This is a genomic window from Pectobacterium odoriferum, from assembly GCF_009931295.1.
Lineage (GTDB): Bacteria > Pseudomonadota > Gammaproteobacteria > Enterobacterales > Enterobacteriaceae > Pectobacterium > Pectobacterium odoriferum.
The window spans coordinates 4028692-4047451 of sequence record NZ_CP034938.1; the positions used below are offsets into that span (position 1 = coordinate 4028692).

Annotated in this window: 19 protein-coding genes; 8 read left to right on the forward strand and 11 right to left on the reverse strand. The window is 54.3% G+C overall.

The window, feature by feature from the left end:
* The first annotated feature begins 163 nt into the window (after positions 1 to 163).
* Positions 164 to 292 carry an entericidin A/B family lipoprotein gene (locus tag EO763_RS18200; RefSeq protein WP_039347108.1) on the forward strand — a complete coding sequence of 43 codons (129 nt, stop codon included), beginning with the start codon at positions 164 to 166 and terminating at the stop codon, positions 290 to 292.
* Positions 293 to 386: 94 nt separating this feature from the next.
* Here EO763_RS18200 and EO763_RS18205 read toward each other — a convergent pair whose 3' ends face one another.
* The 8 genes from EO763_RS18205 to EO763_RS18240 form a co-directional block, all read right to left on the reverse strand.
* A complete protein-coding gene (locus tag EO763_RS18205) occupies positions 387 to 842 on the reverse strand; it encodes a GNAT family N-acetyltransferase (protein ID WP_010295020.1) in 456 nt (151 codons plus the stop codon).
* A gap of 17 nt (positions 843 to 859) precedes the next feature.
* On the reverse strand, positions 860 to 2089 hold the full coding sequence (lplT, locus tag EO763_RS18210) for a lysophospholipid transporter LplT (protein ID WP_161529796.1): 1230 nt from the start codon (positions 2087 to 2089) through the stop codon (positions 860 to 862).
* Positions 2086 to 4257, reverse strand: coding sequence for a bifunctional acyl-ACP--phospholipid O-acyltransferase/long-chain-fatty-acid--ACP ligase (gene aas / locus EO763_RS18215; protein WP_161529797.1), 2172 nt, complete (start codon positions 4255 to 4257; stop codon positions 2086 to 2088). Before aas ends, lplT begins: the two co-directional genes overlap by 4 nt.
* A gap of 397 nt (positions 4258 to 4654) precedes the next feature.
* Positions 4655 to 5128, reverse strand: a complete 474-nt coding sequence (locus EO763_RS18220; protein WP_161529798.1) for a GNAT family N-acetyltransferase — start codon at positions 5126 to 5128, stop codon at positions 4655 to 4657.
* A gap of 2 nt (positions 5129 to 5130) precedes the next feature.
* Positions 5131 to 5898: an FCD domain-containing protein gene (locus tag EO763_RS18225; RefSeq protein WP_130640343.1), complete on the reverse strand. Its 768-nt coding sequence runs from the start codon at positions 5896 to 5898 to the stop codon at positions 5131 to 5133.
* A 134-nt stretch (positions 5899 to 6032) separates the two neighbouring features.
* The gene (locus EO763_RS18230) at positions 6033 to 6350 is read right to left on the reverse strand and encodes a PTS sugar transporter subunit IIB (protein WP_010279152.1); all 318 of its coding nucleotides are present in this window, start codon (positions 6348 to 6350) and stop codon (positions 6033 to 6035) included.
* A gap of 29 nt (positions 6351 to 6379) precedes the next feature.
* Positions 6380 to 7816: a glycoside hydrolase family 1 protein gene (locus tag EO763_RS18235; RefSeq protein ID WP_161529799.1), complete on the reverse strand. Its 1437-nt coding sequence runs from the start codon at positions 7814 to 7816 to the stop codon at positions 6380 to 6382.
* A 24-nt stretch (positions 7817 to 7840) separates the two neighbouring features.
* Complete coding sequence (locus EO763_RS18240) at positions 7841 to 9178, reverse strand: PTS sugar transporter subunit IIC (protein ID WP_039490855.1); 1338 nt, start codon at positions 9176 to 9178, stop codon at positions 7841 to 7843.
* A gap of 286 nt (positions 9179 to 9464) precedes the next feature.
* Between EO763_RS18240 and EO763_RS18245 the strand changes: the two genes are divergently transcribed.
* Both EO763_RS18245 and EO763_RS18250 read left to right on the forward strand, forming a co-directional pair.
* Positions 9465 to 9809, forward strand: coding sequence for a PTS lactose/cellobiose transporter subunit IIA (locus tag EO763_RS18245; protein ID WP_039488009.1), 345 nt, complete (start codon positions 9465 to 9467; stop codon positions 9807 to 9809).
* Positions 9810 to 9940: 131 nt separating this feature from the next.
* Positions 9941 to 10954, forward strand: coding sequence for a LacI family DNA-binding transcriptional regulator (locus tag EO763_RS18250; RefSeq protein WP_161529800.1), 1014 nt, complete (start codon positions 9941 to 9943; stop codon positions 10952 to 10954).
* Positions 10955 to 11007: 53 nt separating this feature from the next.
* On the opposite strand, the gene EO763_RS18255 is transcribed toward EO763_RS18250, so the two are convergent.
* Positions 11008 to 11562, reverse strand: coding sequence for a helix-turn-helix domain-containing protein (locus tag EO763_RS18255; RefSeq protein WP_161530439.1), 555 nt, complete (start codon positions 11560 to 11562; stop codon positions 11008 to 11010).
* Between the two features lie 174 nt (positions 11563 to 11736).
* Between EO763_RS18255 and EO763_RS18260 the strand changes: the two genes are divergently transcribed.
* Positions 11737 to 12633 carry a DMT family transporter gene (locus EO763_RS18260; protein WP_161529801.1) on the forward strand — a complete coding sequence of 299 codons (897 nt, stop codon included), beginning with the start codon at positions 11737 to 11739 and terminating at the stop codon, positions 12631 to 12633.
* A gap of 19 nt (positions 12634 to 12652) precedes the next feature.
* On the opposite strand, the gene lysA is transcribed toward EO763_RS18260, so the two are convergent.
* Entirely contained in the window at positions 12653 to 13915 is a 1263-nt protein-coding gene (gene lysA / locus EO763_RS18265; protein WP_161529802.1) for a diaminopimelate decarboxylase, read from the reverse strand.
* Positions 13916 to 14066: 151 nt separating this feature from the next.
* Between lysA and EO763_RS18270 the strand changes: the two genes are divergently transcribed.
* The gene (locus tag EO763_RS18270; RefSeq protein WP_161529803.1) at positions 14067 to 14990 is read left to right on the forward strand and encodes a LysR family transcriptional regulator; all 924 of its coding nucleotides are present in this window, start codon (positions 14067 to 14069) and stop codon (positions 14988 to 14990) included.
* Between the two features lie 31 nt (positions 14991 to 15021).
* Here EO763_RS18270 and EO763_RS18275 read toward each other — a convergent pair whose 3' ends face one another.
* On the reverse strand, positions 15022 to 15930 hold the full coding sequence (locus tag EO763_RS18275) for a LysR family transcriptional regulator (protein WP_161529804.1): 909 nt from the start codon (positions 15928 to 15930) through the stop codon (positions 15022 to 15024).
* 107 nt (positions 15931 to 16037) lie between these two features.
* Between EO763_RS18275 and EO763_RS18280 the strand changes: the two genes are divergently transcribed.
* The 3 genes from EO763_RS18280 to EO763_RS18290 all read left to right on the forward strand — a co-directional run bounded on the left by EO763_RS18280 (position 16038) and on the right by EO763_RS18290 (position 18578).
* The gene (locus EO763_RS18280; RefSeq protein ID WP_161529805.1) at positions 16038 to 16919 is read left to right on the forward strand and encodes an MBL fold metallo-hydrolase; all 882 of its coding nucleotides are present in this window, start codon (positions 16038 to 16040) and stop codon (positions 16917 to 16919) included.
* Positions 16907 to 17563, forward strand: coding sequence for a DsbA family protein (locus EO763_RS18285; protein ID WP_161529806.1), 657 nt, complete (start codon positions 16907 to 16909; stop codon positions 17561 to 17563). The genes EO763_RS18280 and EO763_RS18285 overlap by 13 nt, the downstream gene beginning before the upstream one ends.
* Before the next feature lie 202 nt (positions 17564 to 17765).
* On the forward strand, positions 17766 to 18578 hold the full coding sequence (locus EO763_RS18290) for a tetratricopeptide repeat protein (protein ID WP_161529807.1): 813 nt from the start codon (positions 17766 to 17768) through the stop codon (positions 18576 to 18578).
* Positions 18579 to 18760 lie beyond the last annotated feature (182 nt).

An 18760-nucleotide genomic window follows, 5' to 3' on the forward strand; every position in this document is an offset into this window, starting at 1 on the left:
CAGTAACCGTGCCAACTCAGGCCAGAGCTAATACCCATAAGCAGCAATATAATCTCAAACAATATCAGCGGGTTCAGGGCTATCGAGGATTGAATTTTTACCTGCGGTTATGACACAGTAGAAACCTATCACGCTCTGTATCAACAACCTGCGGGTAACGATGATGAAACGTATAACAACGATCGTAGTAGCGTTGCTGGTCACAGCAACATTGAGCGGCTGTAACACCACGCGCGGCTTTGGCCAAGATGTGCAGAAACTGGGTAGTAAAATCTCGCACGCTGCTAGCTAACCCCTCGTCAAATAACAAAAAACCGGCAATACGCTATGCCGGTTTTTTCTTTACGCTGCAACTCCCGATTCCTTTCGCCGCTTCGTCATATCCCTCAGAACGCCGACAGCATATCAATATGCGGAATGCCGTCTTCGTCGTACTCCTCACCGGTCACCACAAAGCCGAACGCGCCGTAGAACGCTTGCAGATGAGCCTGCGCAGACAGGAAAAGATGCTTTTGCGGCCAGTGGCGCGCGCAGGCAATCAGCGTGTGTTCCATCAACTGGTGCCCCAGATGTTGCCCGCGGGCATGCGGCGCGACAATCACGCGCCCAATCGTCACCACATCGTTGTTCGGATGGGGCGCGAGTAGCCGAGCGCAGGCGGCCAGCTTGCCGTCACGGTACGCCGTAATATGGCGATTGCCGTCCACCAGATCGCGGCCATCAATGTCCAGATAGGGGCAGGTTTGCTCGACCACGAATACCTGATTGCGCAGCGCCAATATGTCATGCAGTGAATACACGTTAAGGTCTGCCACATCCCAGTCATGCCATATAAGACTCATTGCTACTTCCTATTCGTTTATTCTTTACCTGCGCCGACGGAACGATCGCGGCGCTTAGCCAGAATCAACCATGCCCACAGCAGCGCAATTGCCAGCGCAAACAAGGCACCAAAGCCAATCCCGATGGTGATGACCGACACACTCAGTTTCACCACCAGAGAATAGAGCCCCAGCATTAACAGCATAGCGCCGTTCTCACCCAAATTCTGTACGGCGATCGCATTCCCCGCACCGACGCTGGCTTTCCCACGCTCCTGCAACAGCGCATTCAGCGGGACAATAAAGAACCCACCCAGCGCCCCCAGCAGAATCAGCAGCGAGTAGGCGCTCATGAGATTATGCTGAAGCGTGAAGATCACCACCACCACGCCGATTAGGAGCCCCGCAGGCAGGCAGCGCCGTACATTATCGAGCGTCACCAGCTTAGCGGCCGCACCCGCACCCGCCACGATGCCCACGGCGACCATCGCGTTAAGCAGCGTCGGCGTTGCATTGTCGGTGATGCCGAGCGCATGCGGCACCCACAGTACCAGCAGAAAGCGCAGCGTCACGCCCGCGCCCCAGAACATACTGGTCCCAATCAGAGAGAGCCGGGCATCACCATCGCGCCACAGCACCCGACAGGCGGAAAAGAAGCTGCTCGCCATCTGTACCGGATGCCACGGCTGCCCCGGTCGTGCCGCGTTGAGACGAGGAATCAGCATATTCGCCCCCAGCGCTATGCCGTAAGCCACCGCACAAACCGACAGCGCCCCGTAAATGTTCCAGTCCGCCAGCACGCCGCCAGCGACGGAACCGGTCAGGATCGCCGCAATCGTCGAGGCTTCCATCAGACCATTCGCTTTGACCAACTGGTCGCCACGCGTGATCTCACCCAGAATGCCGTATTTCGCTGGTGAATACGCAGCTGCGCCAATGCCCACCAGCGTATACCCCAGAAACGGATTACCGCCCACGCAAATCAGCAGCGCACCCGCCAGCTTCAGGGTATTGGCGAACATCATCACCTGCCCTTTGGAGAAGCTGTCCGCAATTTGCCCGACAAACGGTGCCAGAATGATGTACGCGGCGACAAACCCCATCTGCAAAAACGGCTGGCTCCAGTCGGGGTACACCAGCTGTTTGATCAGCGCTAGCGTGGCAAACAGCAGCGCGTTATCGCCAAACGCGGAGAAGAACTGCGCGATAATCACCGCGCTCATACTGCGCGACAGCAAAGGCGTCGCGGGTTCAGTCTGCTGACTCATGCATTCGGCTCCGACGCGTTGGTTATGGACTCTTCGGCCATGTGGCGCAGCGTGACAAAGTCAGGCTTGCCGCTGCCGAGTAGCGGTAAGGCTTTCACATAGCGAATATCGCGCGGCACAGCCAACTCAGGTACACCGCTGCTGCGCGCCTGTGCAAGCAATGCGTCACGGGTTATCTGGTTGTCCGTTGTAAATAGCACCAGCGCTTCGCCTTTGCTGCTGTCACTTTTCGCACTCGCGGCATGCTGCGCTTCTGGCGACACCTTCACCGCCAGCTGTTCCACGCTTTCCAGCGACACCATCTCCCCCGCCAGTTTGGCAAAGCGCTTCACGCGGCCGATGATGGTGCAAAACCCTCTTTCATCCAGTTCGACAATATCGCCTGTGTCATACCAGCCCTGCTGCAACTCGCCTTGGGCATTTTCTGCCGCAGGCGCTTCAAGCACGCCGGGGTTTTCCACCCGCAGATAGCCTTTCATGATATTCGGCCCGCGCAGTTGCAGACGGCCACCGCGCGTGATGCCCGGCACCGTAATCAAACGCGATTCGATTTCCGGCAACAGCTTGCCGACGGAATGGATTTTCGTTGCCATCGGCACGTTGATCGCCACTACTGGCGCGCACTCGGTCACACCGTACCCTTCCAAAATGCGGATACCAAATTTATCCTGCCAAACCTGACGCGTGGTTTCAGACAGCTTTTCTGCCCCCGCAACCACATAGCGCAGACGAGCAAAATCATACGGATGGGCAAAGCGCGCGTAGTTGCCTAAGAACGTTGACGTCCCAAACAGCACGGTGCAGTTCTGGTCATAAACCAGCTCCGGGACAATGCGATAGTGCAGCGGGCTGGGGTAGAGGAACACGCGAGCGCCCGTCATGAGCGGCGTTAGCAGCCCCACCGTCAGGCCAAACGCATGGAACAGCGGCAGCGCGGACATAAAGCGGTCGCGCGGCGTGAAATCCGCCACTGTGCGAATCTGCTCGACGTTCGCCAGCAGGCTGTCATGGGAATGCACGACGCCTTTCGGATTCCCCTCGGAGCCGGAGGTAAACAACACGATGGCTGCATCGTCAGGTTTCTGCGGCAGCATCGCGCGGGCAGGAAACAGCAGATGAAACAGGATCCACAGCTTATCCGTCAGCGTCACGGTGTCTTTCAAATCTTCCAGATAGACCCAGTTGGCCTCGCTAACCTGCTTCGGCAGATCCGTCAGCTTGCCTTTTTCAAGAAACTGGCGAGACGTGACGATCGTTTTGATCCCCGCCGCTTTCATCGCGCTTTGCAGCCCTTTCGCCCCCGCGGTGTAGTTCAGCATGGCAGGAATACGGTTACGCAGCGATGCCCCTAAGATGGATGCGGCAGTGATGGTCGCATTGGGCAACAGCATGCCGACATGTTCATCAACGCGGGTGAAGCGCTGCAAAATGCGCGACACGCCCAGCGATTTTTTCAGTAATCCCTGATAGCTGTCTTCATTGAAGGAGATATCCGCAATGCTGGGAGAGTGCCGCCCGTAACGGGTTCTCGCGGCCAGAAAGGCCTGATACAGCGTGTGCTGCGGGCGCGTATCCATCCGCGCTTTCATCATAATCTGGTGCAAGTGCTCACCGGCCAGCGCGCGGCGTTCTCTGGCGTTGCTGGCTTCCGGCATCGGCAATGTAGTCGGGGGCAAATAGGTGATCGTAATCTGCGGGAGGCAGCGGCGTTTAAATACGCCCGCCAACCGACCAAAGAGCGTGAACTCTGCCCCATCAATCCATACGGGAATAATCGTTGCCCCCGATTTCGCCGCGACAAACGCCGCGCCACTGTAAATCTTCATCAGCGATCCGGTGACGCTAATACGCCCTTCTGGGAAAACCACGACGGGCTGACCGCGCTCGATCACCTTGATTAACCCTTTAATCGCCAGAGGCTTGGTGGGGTCTAACGGCACGAAGTCGATGTAAGGCTTCAGCCAGCGCATAAACCAGCGGTCGGAAATGGAAGAGTACACGGCAAAAACGGGCTTTATCGGCAAGAATAACGCCAGAAAAACGCCATCAAGGAACGAGACGTGATTCGGGGTGATGAGCAGTTTGGATTGCTGAAACTGGCTGCTGTCGCCCTCGATCCGGATGCGGTACAGACGCTGGAACACCCAACGTAACAGGGTATGAATCATGCCTTCTCCCAATAGACAGATAAACGGGCAGCTTGCTGAAGCGCAAAAACCACCAGGCGATACGTCAAAATACTACATATGCACCATACTTCAAGCGACGGCTAAACGTGAAGATTGCCGACGGCACAGTATTCACATCGCATTAAAATGGCTGGAAATAACGAAAGCGGGAAATTCAGGCAAAAAAAAACCTACGCATCCGCGTAGGTTGGTGTAATCAAATGGTTCAATGTACAGAGCACATCGATATATCACCAATCAATACCTCTGGGACTTGTAACTCTAAAGATCGTCACCTCTCTTCACCAGCGATGAATCGAAAGAGTTATTCTATAAGTGCAACCAACTGTAAGATTCTGGTGAATCATGTAAGGCAACCGCCTTTTCGCGCATTTTTCTAGCTTGATAGCGACTGGTGATACAGCCGCACGGCTTTGTCCGGGTAGTCCAGCCCATCGCCGATATAACGCCAGCCGTGTTTTTCGTAATAGCCGCTAAACGTGGCGAACAGATAGAGGTCTTCGAAGCCCTGACGGCGGCTGAAATCCAATACGTGTTGTTGCAGCGCGATGCCCAGCCCTTTATCACGCTGGCTTTCTTCCACATACAGCGATGCCAGCCAGGGCGTCAAATCCTGCCGGCTGATTAAATCGCAGCGCCAAAGCCCTACCGTCCCGACTAGACGCTCGCCCTCCAGCGCGATAAACGTCAGCGGCAACGCCGCCGGGTTCAGGCTATTGCGCACCACGCTGGCAAAGAATTCACGGCTGTTCTGACTACCGAACGCCTGCCATATCCAGTCAATCACCTGCTCTTGATGCTGAGGATGATCCGCCAGATAAACAATCTTCACGCTAGAAATATCCGCCATGATTACACCAGCTTCCCCTGAAAAATCGGCACAGAATCAAACAAATAGCCGTCAAATTCCGGCGCATCGGCGTCAGAGATTTCCATCAGCGTATTTTTGACATTTTCGAGGTGCTGCCACATGGCCTGATAAGAACCAGACACATCACGACGTCGCAGCGCCGCCAGAATAGCCTGATGATCCGCCAGCCATTTCAAGCGATAGCCCTGCGTCCCGACGTGGGTATAAAGCTGCTGCCAGAGCGCGTTATCATCACGGCACGCCCAGATATTGCTGACCGTTTCCAGCAGCATCTGGTTTTGCGTCGCACCGGCAATTTGCAGATGGAACAGGCGATCGAAATCGCCACGGTAATCTTTTACGGCAATCGCGGCCTGCTCTTGTTCCAGCGTCTTACGCAGGTTTTCGATATCCGCCCGCGTTGCCATGCGGGCCGCAAACGCCGCAATATTGCTTTCCAGCAGTTGGCGAGCCTGTAGCATTTCAAACGCGCCGATATGGTTTTTGCCACCGTCTGCCGTGTCGTCTTCATCAGGAATACGCAAGACATAAACCCCAGAGCCCTGACGAATATCGACCGTGCCTTCCAGCTCAAGCATCAGTAGTGCTTCGCGCACTATCGTCCGGCTAACACCATAGGTTTCCGCAATATTGCGTTCAGGAGGAAGGCGCGATCCGACGGGGTAATCCCCTGACTGAATCTTCTGGCGTAAATCACAGCCGATTTCCTGATATTGCTTCTTCTCTTGCAGAACCACATCCTTCGCCACGCTTTCACCCTACATGCACTGTCGCCCTGAGTGCGGGCGTCAGGCCCGCTCTGATTTTGCCCGTCATACTTCAAGCTGCAACTTGAATGATAACGGGCACGTCTCCAGCCACGTACTGACGTGGCGGTGGGGCATTAGTTTACCAAACTCAGCGCCTGATCCAGTACTTTTGCGCCATTTAATGTGCCGTAGGCGACGGGGTCGATCACCGCGATAGGAATCTGGTAGCTGTCCGTCAGCTTTTTATTTTCGTTAAGCTTGAAGCGCACCTGCGGCCCCAGCAGAACCGCAATAATGTCGCCGCCGAACTCCTGCAACTCATCCCGCAAATTTTGCTCTGGGATCGCGTAGATCTTCAGTTCCATTCCCCGCGTTTCCGCTTCCTTTTCCATCTTGGTGACCACCAGTGAGGTCGACATTCCTGCTGAACAGGCCAGTACGATTCTTTTCATATTCCGTTCCTCATTTTGGTTATCTGCACCTATTTCTCTTCATCATCCAGCGTCAATTCAAGCCGACGCGTGTCGTGTAGCTGACGAAACCAGGCGGCGGATTTTTTCGGCCGCCGTTGCCGATCCTGTTCCAGATCGATTTCGATCAATCCGTAGCGGTTTTTAAACGCGTTCATCGGCGAGACGTTGTCGGTAAACGCCCACAGCATGTAGCCGCGGCAGTTTGCCCCCTCTTCCTTCGCCTTCAGCGTCCAGTAAAGGTGCTCGGCAATAAATGCGATGCGGTAATCGTCCTGAATCACGCCCGCATCGTCTTTAAAGCGCGCTTCGTTCTCGATACCGATACCATTTTCCGCCACAAACCACGGGGCGTTGCCGTAGTCGCGCTCAATGCGCTTTGCCATGTCGTAAATGATTCTGGGATTGATCTCCCAGCCACGCGAGGTGTTCATCCGACGCCCCGGCAGCTCAAAATGCTCGTAGTAATAGGCCGGATGGAACGGTGTCTCCTTGTTCCACTCACGGCTGGGCGCTTTGACCCGATGCGGGTAATACAGGTTGATCCCCACCTCATCGACCGTATTGTCCCGAATGATCGCCAGCTCTTCTTCCGTGTAATCCCACTTCACCTGATGCTGTGCCAGTAGTGCCATCAGTTCCGCCGGATATTCCCCTTTTAACGCCGGATCGAGGAAAACCCGGTTATAGAACAGATCGTAAAGGTGCGCCGCTTTCACATCGTGCGCCGCACGGGATCGCGGATACGTGACTTCGGGATTGAGGATCACGCCGATCGAGCCGCCATTCTGGTGATAGCCCCGCTGCCGAAACCGCTGCACCACTTTCGCCGTCGCCAGATTTTTATGGTGATTCCACTGCATCCAAGTGTGCGTGTTCTGCTCATAAGGGTAGCGTAGCGCGTCCAGATAAACGCGCGTCTGCACCACAATCGGCTCATTGAAGGTAAACCAGCGCTTCACTTTCCCGGCATAGCGGGCGAAAACCGCGTCGGCGTACAGCACAAACCACTCCACCACCTGCTTGGATGACCAGCCCTGATACTTCTCCAGCAGGCAGGCGGGCAGCTCGTAATGTTCAAGGCAGATCATCGGTTCGATCCCCTGCCGGTGCATCTCATCCAGCAGGTTATCGATATAGGCCGCGTACTCCTCATCGACGATGCCTTTCTCATAGTCCAGCATAAAGCGCGACCAGTTGATCGACGTACGATAGTGCGTCAGCCCCGCCAGCTTCATCAGCGCCACGTCTTCCCGATAGCGATTAAAGAAGTCCGTCGCTTTTGCCGGGCCGTAGCCGTTGTGCCAGACCTGACGATCCTGCTTGTACCAGAGATCCAGATAAGAATCCTGCCCGGCTTTCTTGCCACTCCATCCTTCCGTTTGCCATGCCGATGCCGCCGCGCCCAGAATAAAATCCGGTGGAATAGTCAGTGCAACCTTACTCATGCGTTACCTCTCTTCTCGTCCATTTCAGGCTTTTTCCGCTGCGGCCTGCTTTTCTGCTTCCAACTGCGCCAGTTCAGCACGACGGGACGCGACTTTGACAAACGGCAGATAGATCAGCATCGCGACGATGATGCATACGATCTGTGTAGCAACCGCCCCCATCGATCCCGCCGTCGACAGCCAGGCGTTAATGATCGGCGGGGTCGTCCACGGCACCATCACCACGGCTTTGCCCGCAAAGCCCATGCTGGTGGCGAAATAACCAATCGTACCCGTCACTAACGGTGTGATAATGAAGGGAATAGCCAGAATCGGGTTGAGCATAATCGGCATACCAAAAATCACCGGCTCATTAATATTGAACACGCTGGGGCCGAAAGAAATTTTGGCGATCTCTTTCATCTCTTTGCGTTTAGAAGCAATCATCACCGCCAGCAGCAGGCCAATGGTCAGGCCGGAACCGCCGATGCTCATGTACACATCCCAAAACGGCATGGTGATAATGTTCGGTATCTCCTGCCCCTGTTCGAACGCGGTCATGTTGACGGCAATCGCCCCCAGCAGCAGCGGTTCGCGAATCGGTTTAATCATCTGGTTGCCGTGGATCCCGATCACCCAGAACAGTTGGGCGACAAACATCAGCACCAGTAAACCGGGCAGGCTTTGCACCACAGACTCCAGCGGCTGCTGTACGACTTTATAAACGGCATCATACAGATACATACCCGTCACGCGGTGAAACACAAACCCAAAGGTAGCGATAGCAACCACCGTGATGATGGAAGGAAACAGCGCAGAAAAAGAGGCCGCGACGTTGGGCGGCACGCTGTCCGGCATTTTAATCTGCAACCGATCAATATTTTGCAGCTTGGTATACATCTCGACAGACAGGATGGCGATGAACATCCCCAGAAACAGGCTTTTGGTATCGGAGAACTGTTTAGCCAGCACGTCTTTCACCACCATCATCTGCCCGTTGACGGCCATTTCGATCGTGGTTGGCGTGACGGCAATAAAGCAGATCACCGCCAGCAGGCCGGGAAACAGCCCGCGTGAACCGTTAATCTTCCCAAGCTCGATACCAATCAGGAAGACGGCACCGATAGTCAGAAAGCTGAGCGTGGCGTAGTTAATGCCGCTCATGATCGGCTTAAGTTCCGCCAAAAACGCGAACATGGAAAAACTGGCCAGACCATTTTTCGGATCCATCACCATGTTGGAAATCAGAACGGAAAACGCACCGACTATAATGACAGGCATCAGCGTAATAAAGGATGCCTTAATCGCCATAATGTAACGCAGACTGTTAAATTTATTGGCAAAGGAGCCCAATGAATCAATCAGTTGGTCCTTAAATGACATAACACCACCTCTTTCATCATCATATTGTTATATCGCGTGTGACACGCGGGATGGCCGTTACGCGCAGGGTAAATGCAGGTACCGCGCTTTCGCGTTTGGCATACCAAAAATCAACCATAATGAATTATTTTTCTGTGACATGATTCTCACAAGACGATATTGGAATTCCAATATGATGAAAATGTGATTTTTGGCATACCATAAATTCTCGACTACATAAATTCTCAGCCACATAAGTTCTCAACCAACTTGGGCTGCTTTCCTGACTGCGATAAGGAAACCTACGATGAAAGACACAGAAAACATTCCTGCATTCGATATGGAACAAACCGTGATGGAACTGCTGATTAATGCGGGTGAAGCGCGCTCAAACGCCATGATGGCCATTCAGGCGGCGCGCCAACGGGAATGGCAACAGGCTGACGATCTGCTCGCGGCGTCACAAGAAGCGGCGCGTGCGGCTCACCGCGTTCAAACACGGCTGATCGGTCTGGACGAAGGGGAAGGCAAGGTGCCCGTCAACCTGATCATGGTACATGCACAGGATCATCTGATGACCGCCATGCTCTGTCGGGATTTAGCGGAAGAGATTGTCTTGCTACGCCGAGAAATGGCTGCATCACAAAACTGACAAAAATCTGATTGAGAAACGAACATCAGGCGTTAAATCCAACAATATGCCTGTGGTAATATGTCATACGACGTTCGTAACAAGGATGGATAGGCGTTTAGCCCGTCATCATACTCAATTAAGGTGCAGCGATGAAAACCATGCTTGAGGTGGCAAGACGTGCAGGCGTGTCTAAAGCGACCGTATCCAGAGTGCTAAACGGCACGGGTCAGGTCAAACAGGCAACACGCGATGCCGTATTTCAGGCAATGGAGGAGCTAGGCTACCGTCCTAACTTTCTGGCGCGTTCGCTGGCTCGTCGTACTTCAAACAGCATTGGTCTCGTTATTTCCAATTTTGACGGCCCCTACTTTGGCCGCCTGTTGCGCCGAGCGGCGGATATCGCGGAAAGCAACGGTAAACACCTGATCGTCACCGACGGGCACGATACGCCGGAAGATGAGCATCGTGCGGTGCAGCTTCTGTCTGACAGACAATGCGACGCCATTATTCTCTATACCCGCTATATGTCCGAAACGGACCTCATGACGCTGCTCGACACGCTGACTATTCCGATGATCGTGATGAATCGCGATCTGCCGCAGGCACGGGAACGCTGTATTTTCTTCCGCCAGCAGCAGGCCGCATTTGACGTAGTGAATTACCTAATAGAACAGGGCCACCGAGAGATCGCCTGCATCACCGCACCGATGAAAACGCCGACGGCGCAGGCCCGGCTCGCAGGCTATCAGCAGGCACTAACCACCCATCAGATCGACGTTGATCCGCGTCGGGTAGCGCACGGAACCAGCATGGTCGCCAGCGGCTATCAGGCCGCACGCCAGCTGCTGGACAACGGTGCCAGCTTTAGCGCGCTGTTTGTCAGCAACGATGACATGGCGATTGGCGCGATGAAAGCGCTGTACGAGGCAGGGAAAAAATTACCGCAGGACGTCTCCGTCTTCGGCTTTGACGATGAGCCCTGCGCGGCCTACCTGCACCCTTCACTTTCCACCGTCTACATGCCGATTGAAGAGATGGCCGCCACCGCGATTACGCAAGTGCTGGATCTGATCGCGGGCAAAGACGTCAACCCGCTACAGCCCTTCACCGGCGAACTTAAGCTGCGTGAATCGGTGCAGAAAGGCCCGTACTACACTAAGTAAAACTCACGGTAAAACGGTTCCCCGCGCAAACAGCCTGCACGGGGTTCGCCTCTTTAGCCATGTTCAATCAGCATCACCGCGCTCGTATCCGCTTCCAACGCATCAAACAGGTGCGGGACATCCGCCGAATAACTGATGTAATCCCCCGCGCTCAGTTCAACGGGCTGTGTGACAGGCCCAATTCTGGCGCGGCCGCGGCTCAGAATCACATGCTCTATCGTTCCGAGCATATGCGGTTGCGAGATTCTGGCCTCGCCCGGCTGCACCTTCAGCCGATAAATATCACGCTGCGCACCTGCCGGACACGCCGCCAGCAGCGTTGCGGCATAGTTTGCTTGCTCCGAATAGGTTGTTGCGCCTTCATTAGCCCGAATCACCTGTACGTGCTGGCGAGACTGGCCAATCAACTGGCTGACCTGCACGTCAAGCGCCATCGCCAGTGCCCAGAGCGTTTCCAGACTTGGATTGCCGACTCCGCTTTCCAGCTGCGAAAGCGTTGATTTTGCCAACCCTGCGCGCTTTGCCAGCTCGGTCACTGACAGATTTAGCCGCTCTCGTTCACGCCGAATAGAGACAGCCAGCCGTGCGATAGGCGTAGCGACCTGCATAACATCTTGTGCACCATTTTCCTGACTATCGCTCTTCATATCGTTCACCATAACAATCAATCGTTCGACTTGACGAACACTTGATTCGTGTTCATTATTTCGCTCTGTTGTTCATTATAAAAAATTTTGTTCGCTATAGCAGCACACTTTTCACACTGACAGACAGGAAAAAAGATGACACCCCAGACGCGCGGCACGATAGAAATGACTATCGCAATGATAATTTCCGGTACGGTTGGCTGGTTCGTTTTAACGGCAGGACAGCCAGCCATGATGGCGGTCTTCTGGCGCTGCGCGTTCGGCGCATTGACGATGTTAATCGTCTGCGGGCTATTGGGCTTGCTGCGGCGAGGCATCATTAGCAGAAAGCAGGCTGGCATTGCCGTACTCGGCGGTCTGGCGCTGGTGCTCAACTGGACGCTGCTGTTCGGCGCTTACTCGCAAGCCTCTATTGCCGTCGCTACTGTGGTTTATCACACGCAGCCCTTTATGCTGGTGGGGCTCGGCGCGCTCTTTTTCAGGGAAGCGCTGACCTTCAACAAAGTCTGCTGGCTACTGTGCGCCTTTGGCGGCATCGTCCTGATCGTCAGCGCTCAAACCGGAGCCGACAGCGATAGTAACGGTTATCTCTCTGGCGTACTGATGGCATTGGGTGCGGCGTTCTTTTATGCCATTGCAGCCGCGATAACTAAAAAGCTGTCAGGAACTCCGCCGCATGTGCTTGTGCTGATACAGCTGCTCGTTGGCGTTGTGGTTCTTGCGCCCTTCGCGGCAATACCTGCTTCTCCTACGGCTTCACAGTGGGGAATGCTTGTGGCGATTGGCGTGATCCATACCGGCCTGATGTCGACGTTATTGTACAGCGCGATCCAGAAGATCCCGACCGCGCTGGTTGGCACACTGTCATTCATCTATCCCGTTATCGCGGCGTTGGTAGACTGGGCGGCTTTTGGACATCGGTTGGATGCCATGCAGCTTGCTGGGGCGGTCGCGATTCTGCTGTCCGCCGCCGGAATGACGTTCGGCTGGCGCATCACGTTCTGGGGGAAAAGCAGAGCGCTTCTCCCCTGATACCACCGAATAAAACCGATTAAAGCACTTCCAGCGCCAGCAGCTCGTCCAGCGTCTGACGACGGCGAATCAGGCGCGGTTCGCCGTTTTCAAACAGCACTTCCGGCAGCAGCGGACGGCTGTTGTAGTTAGAAGACATGGATGCACCGTACGCACCGGTGTCATGGAACACCAGATAGTCGCCAACCTGCGCATCCGGCAGCGCGAACGTTTCCACGCCGCCGCCCGCCTGTTGGGTAAACACATCGCCAGATTCACACAGCGGCCCAGCAATCACGCTGTCGCGCAGCGCGGACTGGCTGATATCGCGACCATCGCCCGGCAGCAGAGAAACATGGTGATAGCTGCCGTACATCGCCGGACGCATCAGATCGTTAAATCCGGCATCGACCAGCACAAAGTGGCGGCTTCCCATCGATTTTATCGCCCGAACTTCCGCCACCAGCACGCCGGATTCGGCGACCAGAAAACGTCCCGGCTCGATTTCCAACGTCACCGGATGGCCGAGGTGCGCAACAATTTTCTCGCGCGCCGCGTTCCACAGCCCGTAGTAGTGTTCAGTATCAATCGCTTCTTCACCGTGGCGATACGGAATCGACAGCCCGCCACCCGCTGAAATCGCCTCGATATCCTGACCCAGCTCAACGACCTGCTGCACCATCGCTTCGCACACCTGTTCCAGATGGCCGTAATCAACGCCGGAACCAATGTGCATGTGGATTCCCACCAGCTTCAGCTGATAGCGTTGAATATGCGCCAACGCCAACGGCAAATCGCCGTACCAGATACCATGCTTACTGTTCTCGCCGCCGGTGTTAGTTTTCTGGCTGTGACCATGACCAAAGCCTGGATTCACACGCAGCCACACCGGATGCCCCGGTGACTGCTGACCGAGCTGTTCCAGCATATCGACTGAACCGGCGTTCACCGGAATGTTCAGTTCGGAAACGCGTTGCAGCGTCGGACGATCCAGCAGATCGGCAGTAAACACGATCTCATGCGCATCGGTGCCCGGAACAAACCCCGCAATCAGCGCACGCTCGATCTCCCCCAGCGATACCGAATCCACTTTCACTCCCTGCTCACGCATCAGGCGCAAAATATGCGTGTTGGAACACGCCTTCTGCGCGAAGCGGATCGTATCGAACTGGCGCAGTTGGGCAATGCGGTTAACGATGGTCTGCGCGTCATAGGCCCAAACCGGACAACCAAAGCGGGCAGGCAGTTCACGCAGGCTTTGTGCGTTCAGAGCATGGGTTACGTCATTCAGATCGTGTGGCATAAAAAGTTACCGATTTAAAGGGTTAAACGGAGTTGAGAAACACTATAAAAACACCCCAACCGGTAAACAAATATCGTTTTAGGCAGACTCTATTCATTTCTGATATGGTTTATCAAACTGATGGTTTATAAAAATAAATGAAGGAGGCGACATGGCGGCAGTATCCCTACGACACATCGAGATTTTCCATGCAGTCATGACCACTGGCAATCTGACAGAAGCGGCGGATCTGCTGAACACCTCGCAGCCGACCGTCAGTCGTGAGCTGGCCCGCTTCGAGAAACTGATTCAGATGACGCTGTTCGAGCGACTACGCGGCAGGCTTTACCCCACCGCGCAGGGGCTACAGCTGTTTGAAGAAGTGCAGCGCTCTTACTATGGACTGGATCGGATCATCAACGCCGCCAGCGATATTCGCCGTTTTCAGCAGGCACAGCTTTCTATTACCTGTCTGCCCGTGTTTTCACAGTCACTGCTGCCCGACATCTGCAAGCCGCTGCTGGCGCGTTACCCGCTGCTTAATCTGCACATCATTCCGCAGGAATCGCCGCTGCTGGAAGAGTGGTTATCTGCCCAGCGCCACGATTTGGGCCTAACGGAAAACAGCCTCACGCCAGCCGGCACCGAGCGGCAAACGCTGATGTTACTCAATGAAGTGTGCGTGCTGCCTGCCGGGCATCCGCTGGCGCAAAAAGCGGTGCTCACGCCGCAGGATTTTGCCAATGAACCCTTCATCAGCCTGTCGAGCGCCGACAGCTATCGCCAGTTGCTGGACAAATTGTTTCAGGAACAGAGCGTGTCGCGCCGGATGGTGCTGGAAACTCACAGCGCGGCGTCGGTGTGTGCAATGGTGCGGGCGGGCATCGGGCTGTCCATCGTTAACCCGCTCACTGCGTTGGATTATGCCGCCTCCGGCGTGGTCGTACGGCCTTTCAGCATCGATGTACCTTTTACGGTCAGCCTGATTCGTCCGCTGCACCGCCCCGCTTCGGCGCTGGTCGATACCGTGATTGATCAACTCAAGCAGTACGCCTCCGGCGTACCTTCGCGTCTGGAGCAGGTCTTGCGGCAGTAATACTCCGGCCTTGGTCGGCTCACTTCACCGATTACAGCGCTAACGCCCGCCAGCGAGGATCGTGAGCAAACCATTCCACCAGAAAATCCAGCAGGGTACGCAGCGCAGCGGGCATCTGGCGGCGCGAGGTGTAAATACCATAAATCCCCATCGCCTGCGGACGGTATTCCGGCAACAGCGCTACCAGTTGTCCGTTAGCGAGATACGGCGCCACAGAATAGCGCGGTTGCAGCGCGATCCCCGCGCCTTCCAACGCACCGGCCAGCAGCACCAGCGACTCATTGCCGCTCAGGTTACCGCTAACGGGAATCGTAAACTTTTCATCATCGCGGGAAAAATGCCACAGGCTTTTGCCGAAATAGGTGTAGGTCAGGCAGTTATGAATCGAGAGATCGGTTAGCTGTCGCGGAATACCGTGCTCATTCAGATAAGAAGGCGACGCACACAGCACCGACTCACAGCGTGAAAGCGGTCGGGCGATCAGATTAGGATCCAGTTCGTTGGTGATGCGCAGCGCCAGATCGATACGTTCCTCGACCAGATTCACCGTTCGGTTATTCATTTGCAGGTCGATAGCGACCCGAGGATGCCGCCGCAGGAAAGCCGTTATCGCCATACCGAGCGCGCCCTGCGCCAGCGACTGCGAACAGCCGATGCGCAGCAAACCGCTTAACGTGGCATCGTCGGTATCGGCCTCGACGCGCATATCCGCCGTCAGCGCCAGCATCTCCCGACAGCGCGCCAGCGTTTTTTCACCAGCATCCGTCAGACTCAGCTTGCGTGTGGTGCGGTGCAATAATCGCGCCCCCGCCCACGTTTCCATTTCCGCCAGATAGCGCGTCACCATTGCCCGGGACATGTCCAGCGTGTCCGCCGCCGCGATCATGCTACCGCGGTCTATAATAGTCACAAACACTTCGGCTGCCGTAATACGATCCATAAATTAGTCCGTTTTATGCAACAAATAATTGCCCGCTTTGCGGTTTTTCGTACGATTAATGCAACATAACATGAACCCACTTTCTGTCATACCTGTGGAGTATCACCATGTCTAAATCTATCGCTTTTACCGTATCTTTACTCGCTGCATCGCTGGGTTTGGCTTCTGCTGCTAACGCTGCCGAGTTAAAAATCGACGTGTTTAATCCAGGTGAAGCCAGTGTATTCCCTGTTTCCTCTGAAATTATCAGCGGCGATAAAGAAGTCGTCCTGATCGATGCGCAGTTCCAGCGTAACGATGCTCAAACGCTGGTTGATCGCATCAAAGCCACCGGAAAGAAACTGACCACCGTTTATATCAGCCACTCCGATCCTGACTATTATTTCGGTCTGGACGTGATTAAAGCCGCGTTCCCAGACGCTAAAATCGTTGCGACCCAAGCCACCATCGATGCGATTAACGCCAGCAAAGACGGCAAAGTGGCACACTGGGGCCCGGTTCTGAAAGAAAACGCGCCGAAAGAAATCGTCGTTCCTCAAGCGTTGGAAGGTGATAGCTTTACCGTTGATGGCAAAAAACTGGAAGTGAAAGGTCTGAAAGGGCCAACGCCAGATCGCACGTACGTCTGGATTCCTTCTCTGAAAGCCGTAGTCGGTGGTATTCCGGTGTCTGCCAACATCCACGTCTGGCTTGCCGATACCCAAACACCAGAGTCTCGCGTTCACTGGCGTGAAACGCTGAAATCCATTGAAGCGCTGAAGCCAACCACCGTCGTGCCGGGTCACTTTATCGCGCCAACGGATTACACCTTGAAAAACATGACCTTTACGCTGCAATATCTGGATACGGTGGAAAAAGAGCTGGCAAAAGCGAAAGATTCTGCCGAACTGATCGCAGCAATGAAAAAACACTACCCGACGCTGAAAGAAGAGTCAGGTCTAGAACTGAGCGCCAAAGTCCTGAAAGGTGAAATGAAGTGGCCACAGTAAGACTGCATTACATTTACGATCCGTTGTGTGGCTGGTGCTACGGCGCCGCCCCACTCGCGCTGGCCGCGCAGGAGATTGACGGGCTGGATCTGATCCTCCACGGCGGCGGTATGATGACGGGCAACAATAGCCGTACCATCACCCCAGAGTGGCACGATTATGTGATTCCCCACGATCGCCGCATTGCACAAATGACCGAGCAGACCTTCGGGGAAGCCTATTACGAAGGGCTGCTGCGCGACACCAGCGTCGTGCTGGATTCCGCGCCGCCGACGGCTGCCGTACTCGCTGCGGAAGCGATAGCTGACAAAGGCATGGTGATGCTGCACCAGATCGAGCGGGCACACTACGTTTCTGGGCTCAAGATCGCTGACACCGCCGTGCTACGTCAATGTGCGGAAGCGATTGGTCTGGATGGCGACGCCTTCAGCACCGAGTTCGCCTTTATTCAGGCAGAAACGCTGTCAAAACACATCAGCGCTAGCCGGGAATTACTGGCAAAAGTGCGTGGACAAGGCTTCCCCACGTTTGCGCTAGAAGACGCCAACGGGAATTTCCAGCAAATCCCAGCGGCAAACTACCTCGGTCAGGTAGACGCGTGGCGCAAGGTGCTGACACAGATGGTCAGCCGCGCTACCGCATAATCGTCCGCATCAGCCTTCATAAAGGAGCACGCCAACGGCATGCTCCCTTTTTCGTTTCCGATACTGTCTGTATCTCGTCCCCTTAAACCGTTAAAGTATCCCCTTCTCGATAAACCAGTACGCGGCGACGTTATAAACGTGATGGTTTATTTATTGCGTCGTAACAGGCGCTTTTTATTGTTAAAAATGTGAAGGATTGCACATGAAATTTATTTCATTACTTTTTGTCATCGCACTCTCATTTGTCCTGCCAACGGCACACGCCGTAGCCAGCGACGTTGAGAATAAAACGCTCGCAGAAATGCAGCAGCTAGCGAACAACGGTAATGTGGACGCACAGTTGGCGCTGGGCGACATGTACTATGACGGTGACGGCATAGAAGAAGATTACGCGCAAGCCAAAACGTGGTACATGAAAGCGGCAGAGCAAGGCAATGCCTACGCACAATTGATGCTGGGTGACATGTACTATAACGGTGACGGCGTAGAAAAAGATTATACGCAAGCAAAAGCGTGGTACACGAAATCCGCAGAGCAAGGCAGTGCTGAAGCGCAATATGAACTTGGCACCATGTATTTTGACGAAAAAGAGTCAGCTAAAGCGATCACGTGGTTTAAAAAAGCGGCCGAGCAAGGCATGCCTGATGCACATTTCGACCTGGCAGTAATGTATCTAAATGGAGTGGGTACTCCGGTAAATGCCAGAACGGCGTTTACGCATTTTAAAGACGCAGCAGAACAAAATATGCAAAAAGCACAGTTCATGACTTCAGCAATGTACGCTGACGGCATTGGTGTTAAGAAGAATGACTCTCAGGCCTATTTTTGGTTCTCGGTATTCAATCGAAACGAAAAAGATCTGGAATGGGGCTCAATCCCAGATATCCAAAAAGCCATTCAGATACATGAGAAAAGAATACAAGAAATTGAGAAAAGCATGTCGCAAAGTGAGCTTCAGGAGTCTAAACGTTTACAGGACAAATTTATTAGTAAGCATAACAATAGGGCCCAGTAACGCACTATATTACTACTGGTAAATTGCTGACGGGGTCGCTTAGGCGACCTTTATGATAACCGGTGGATAAGGAGTGTGATAAATTATTTAAAATTTCAATCCACACTCTCCTGTTGAGATCATTTACATGAATATAATATACCCAAGTGATTACTTTGATAGTTCCAAAGTAGATGAGATAT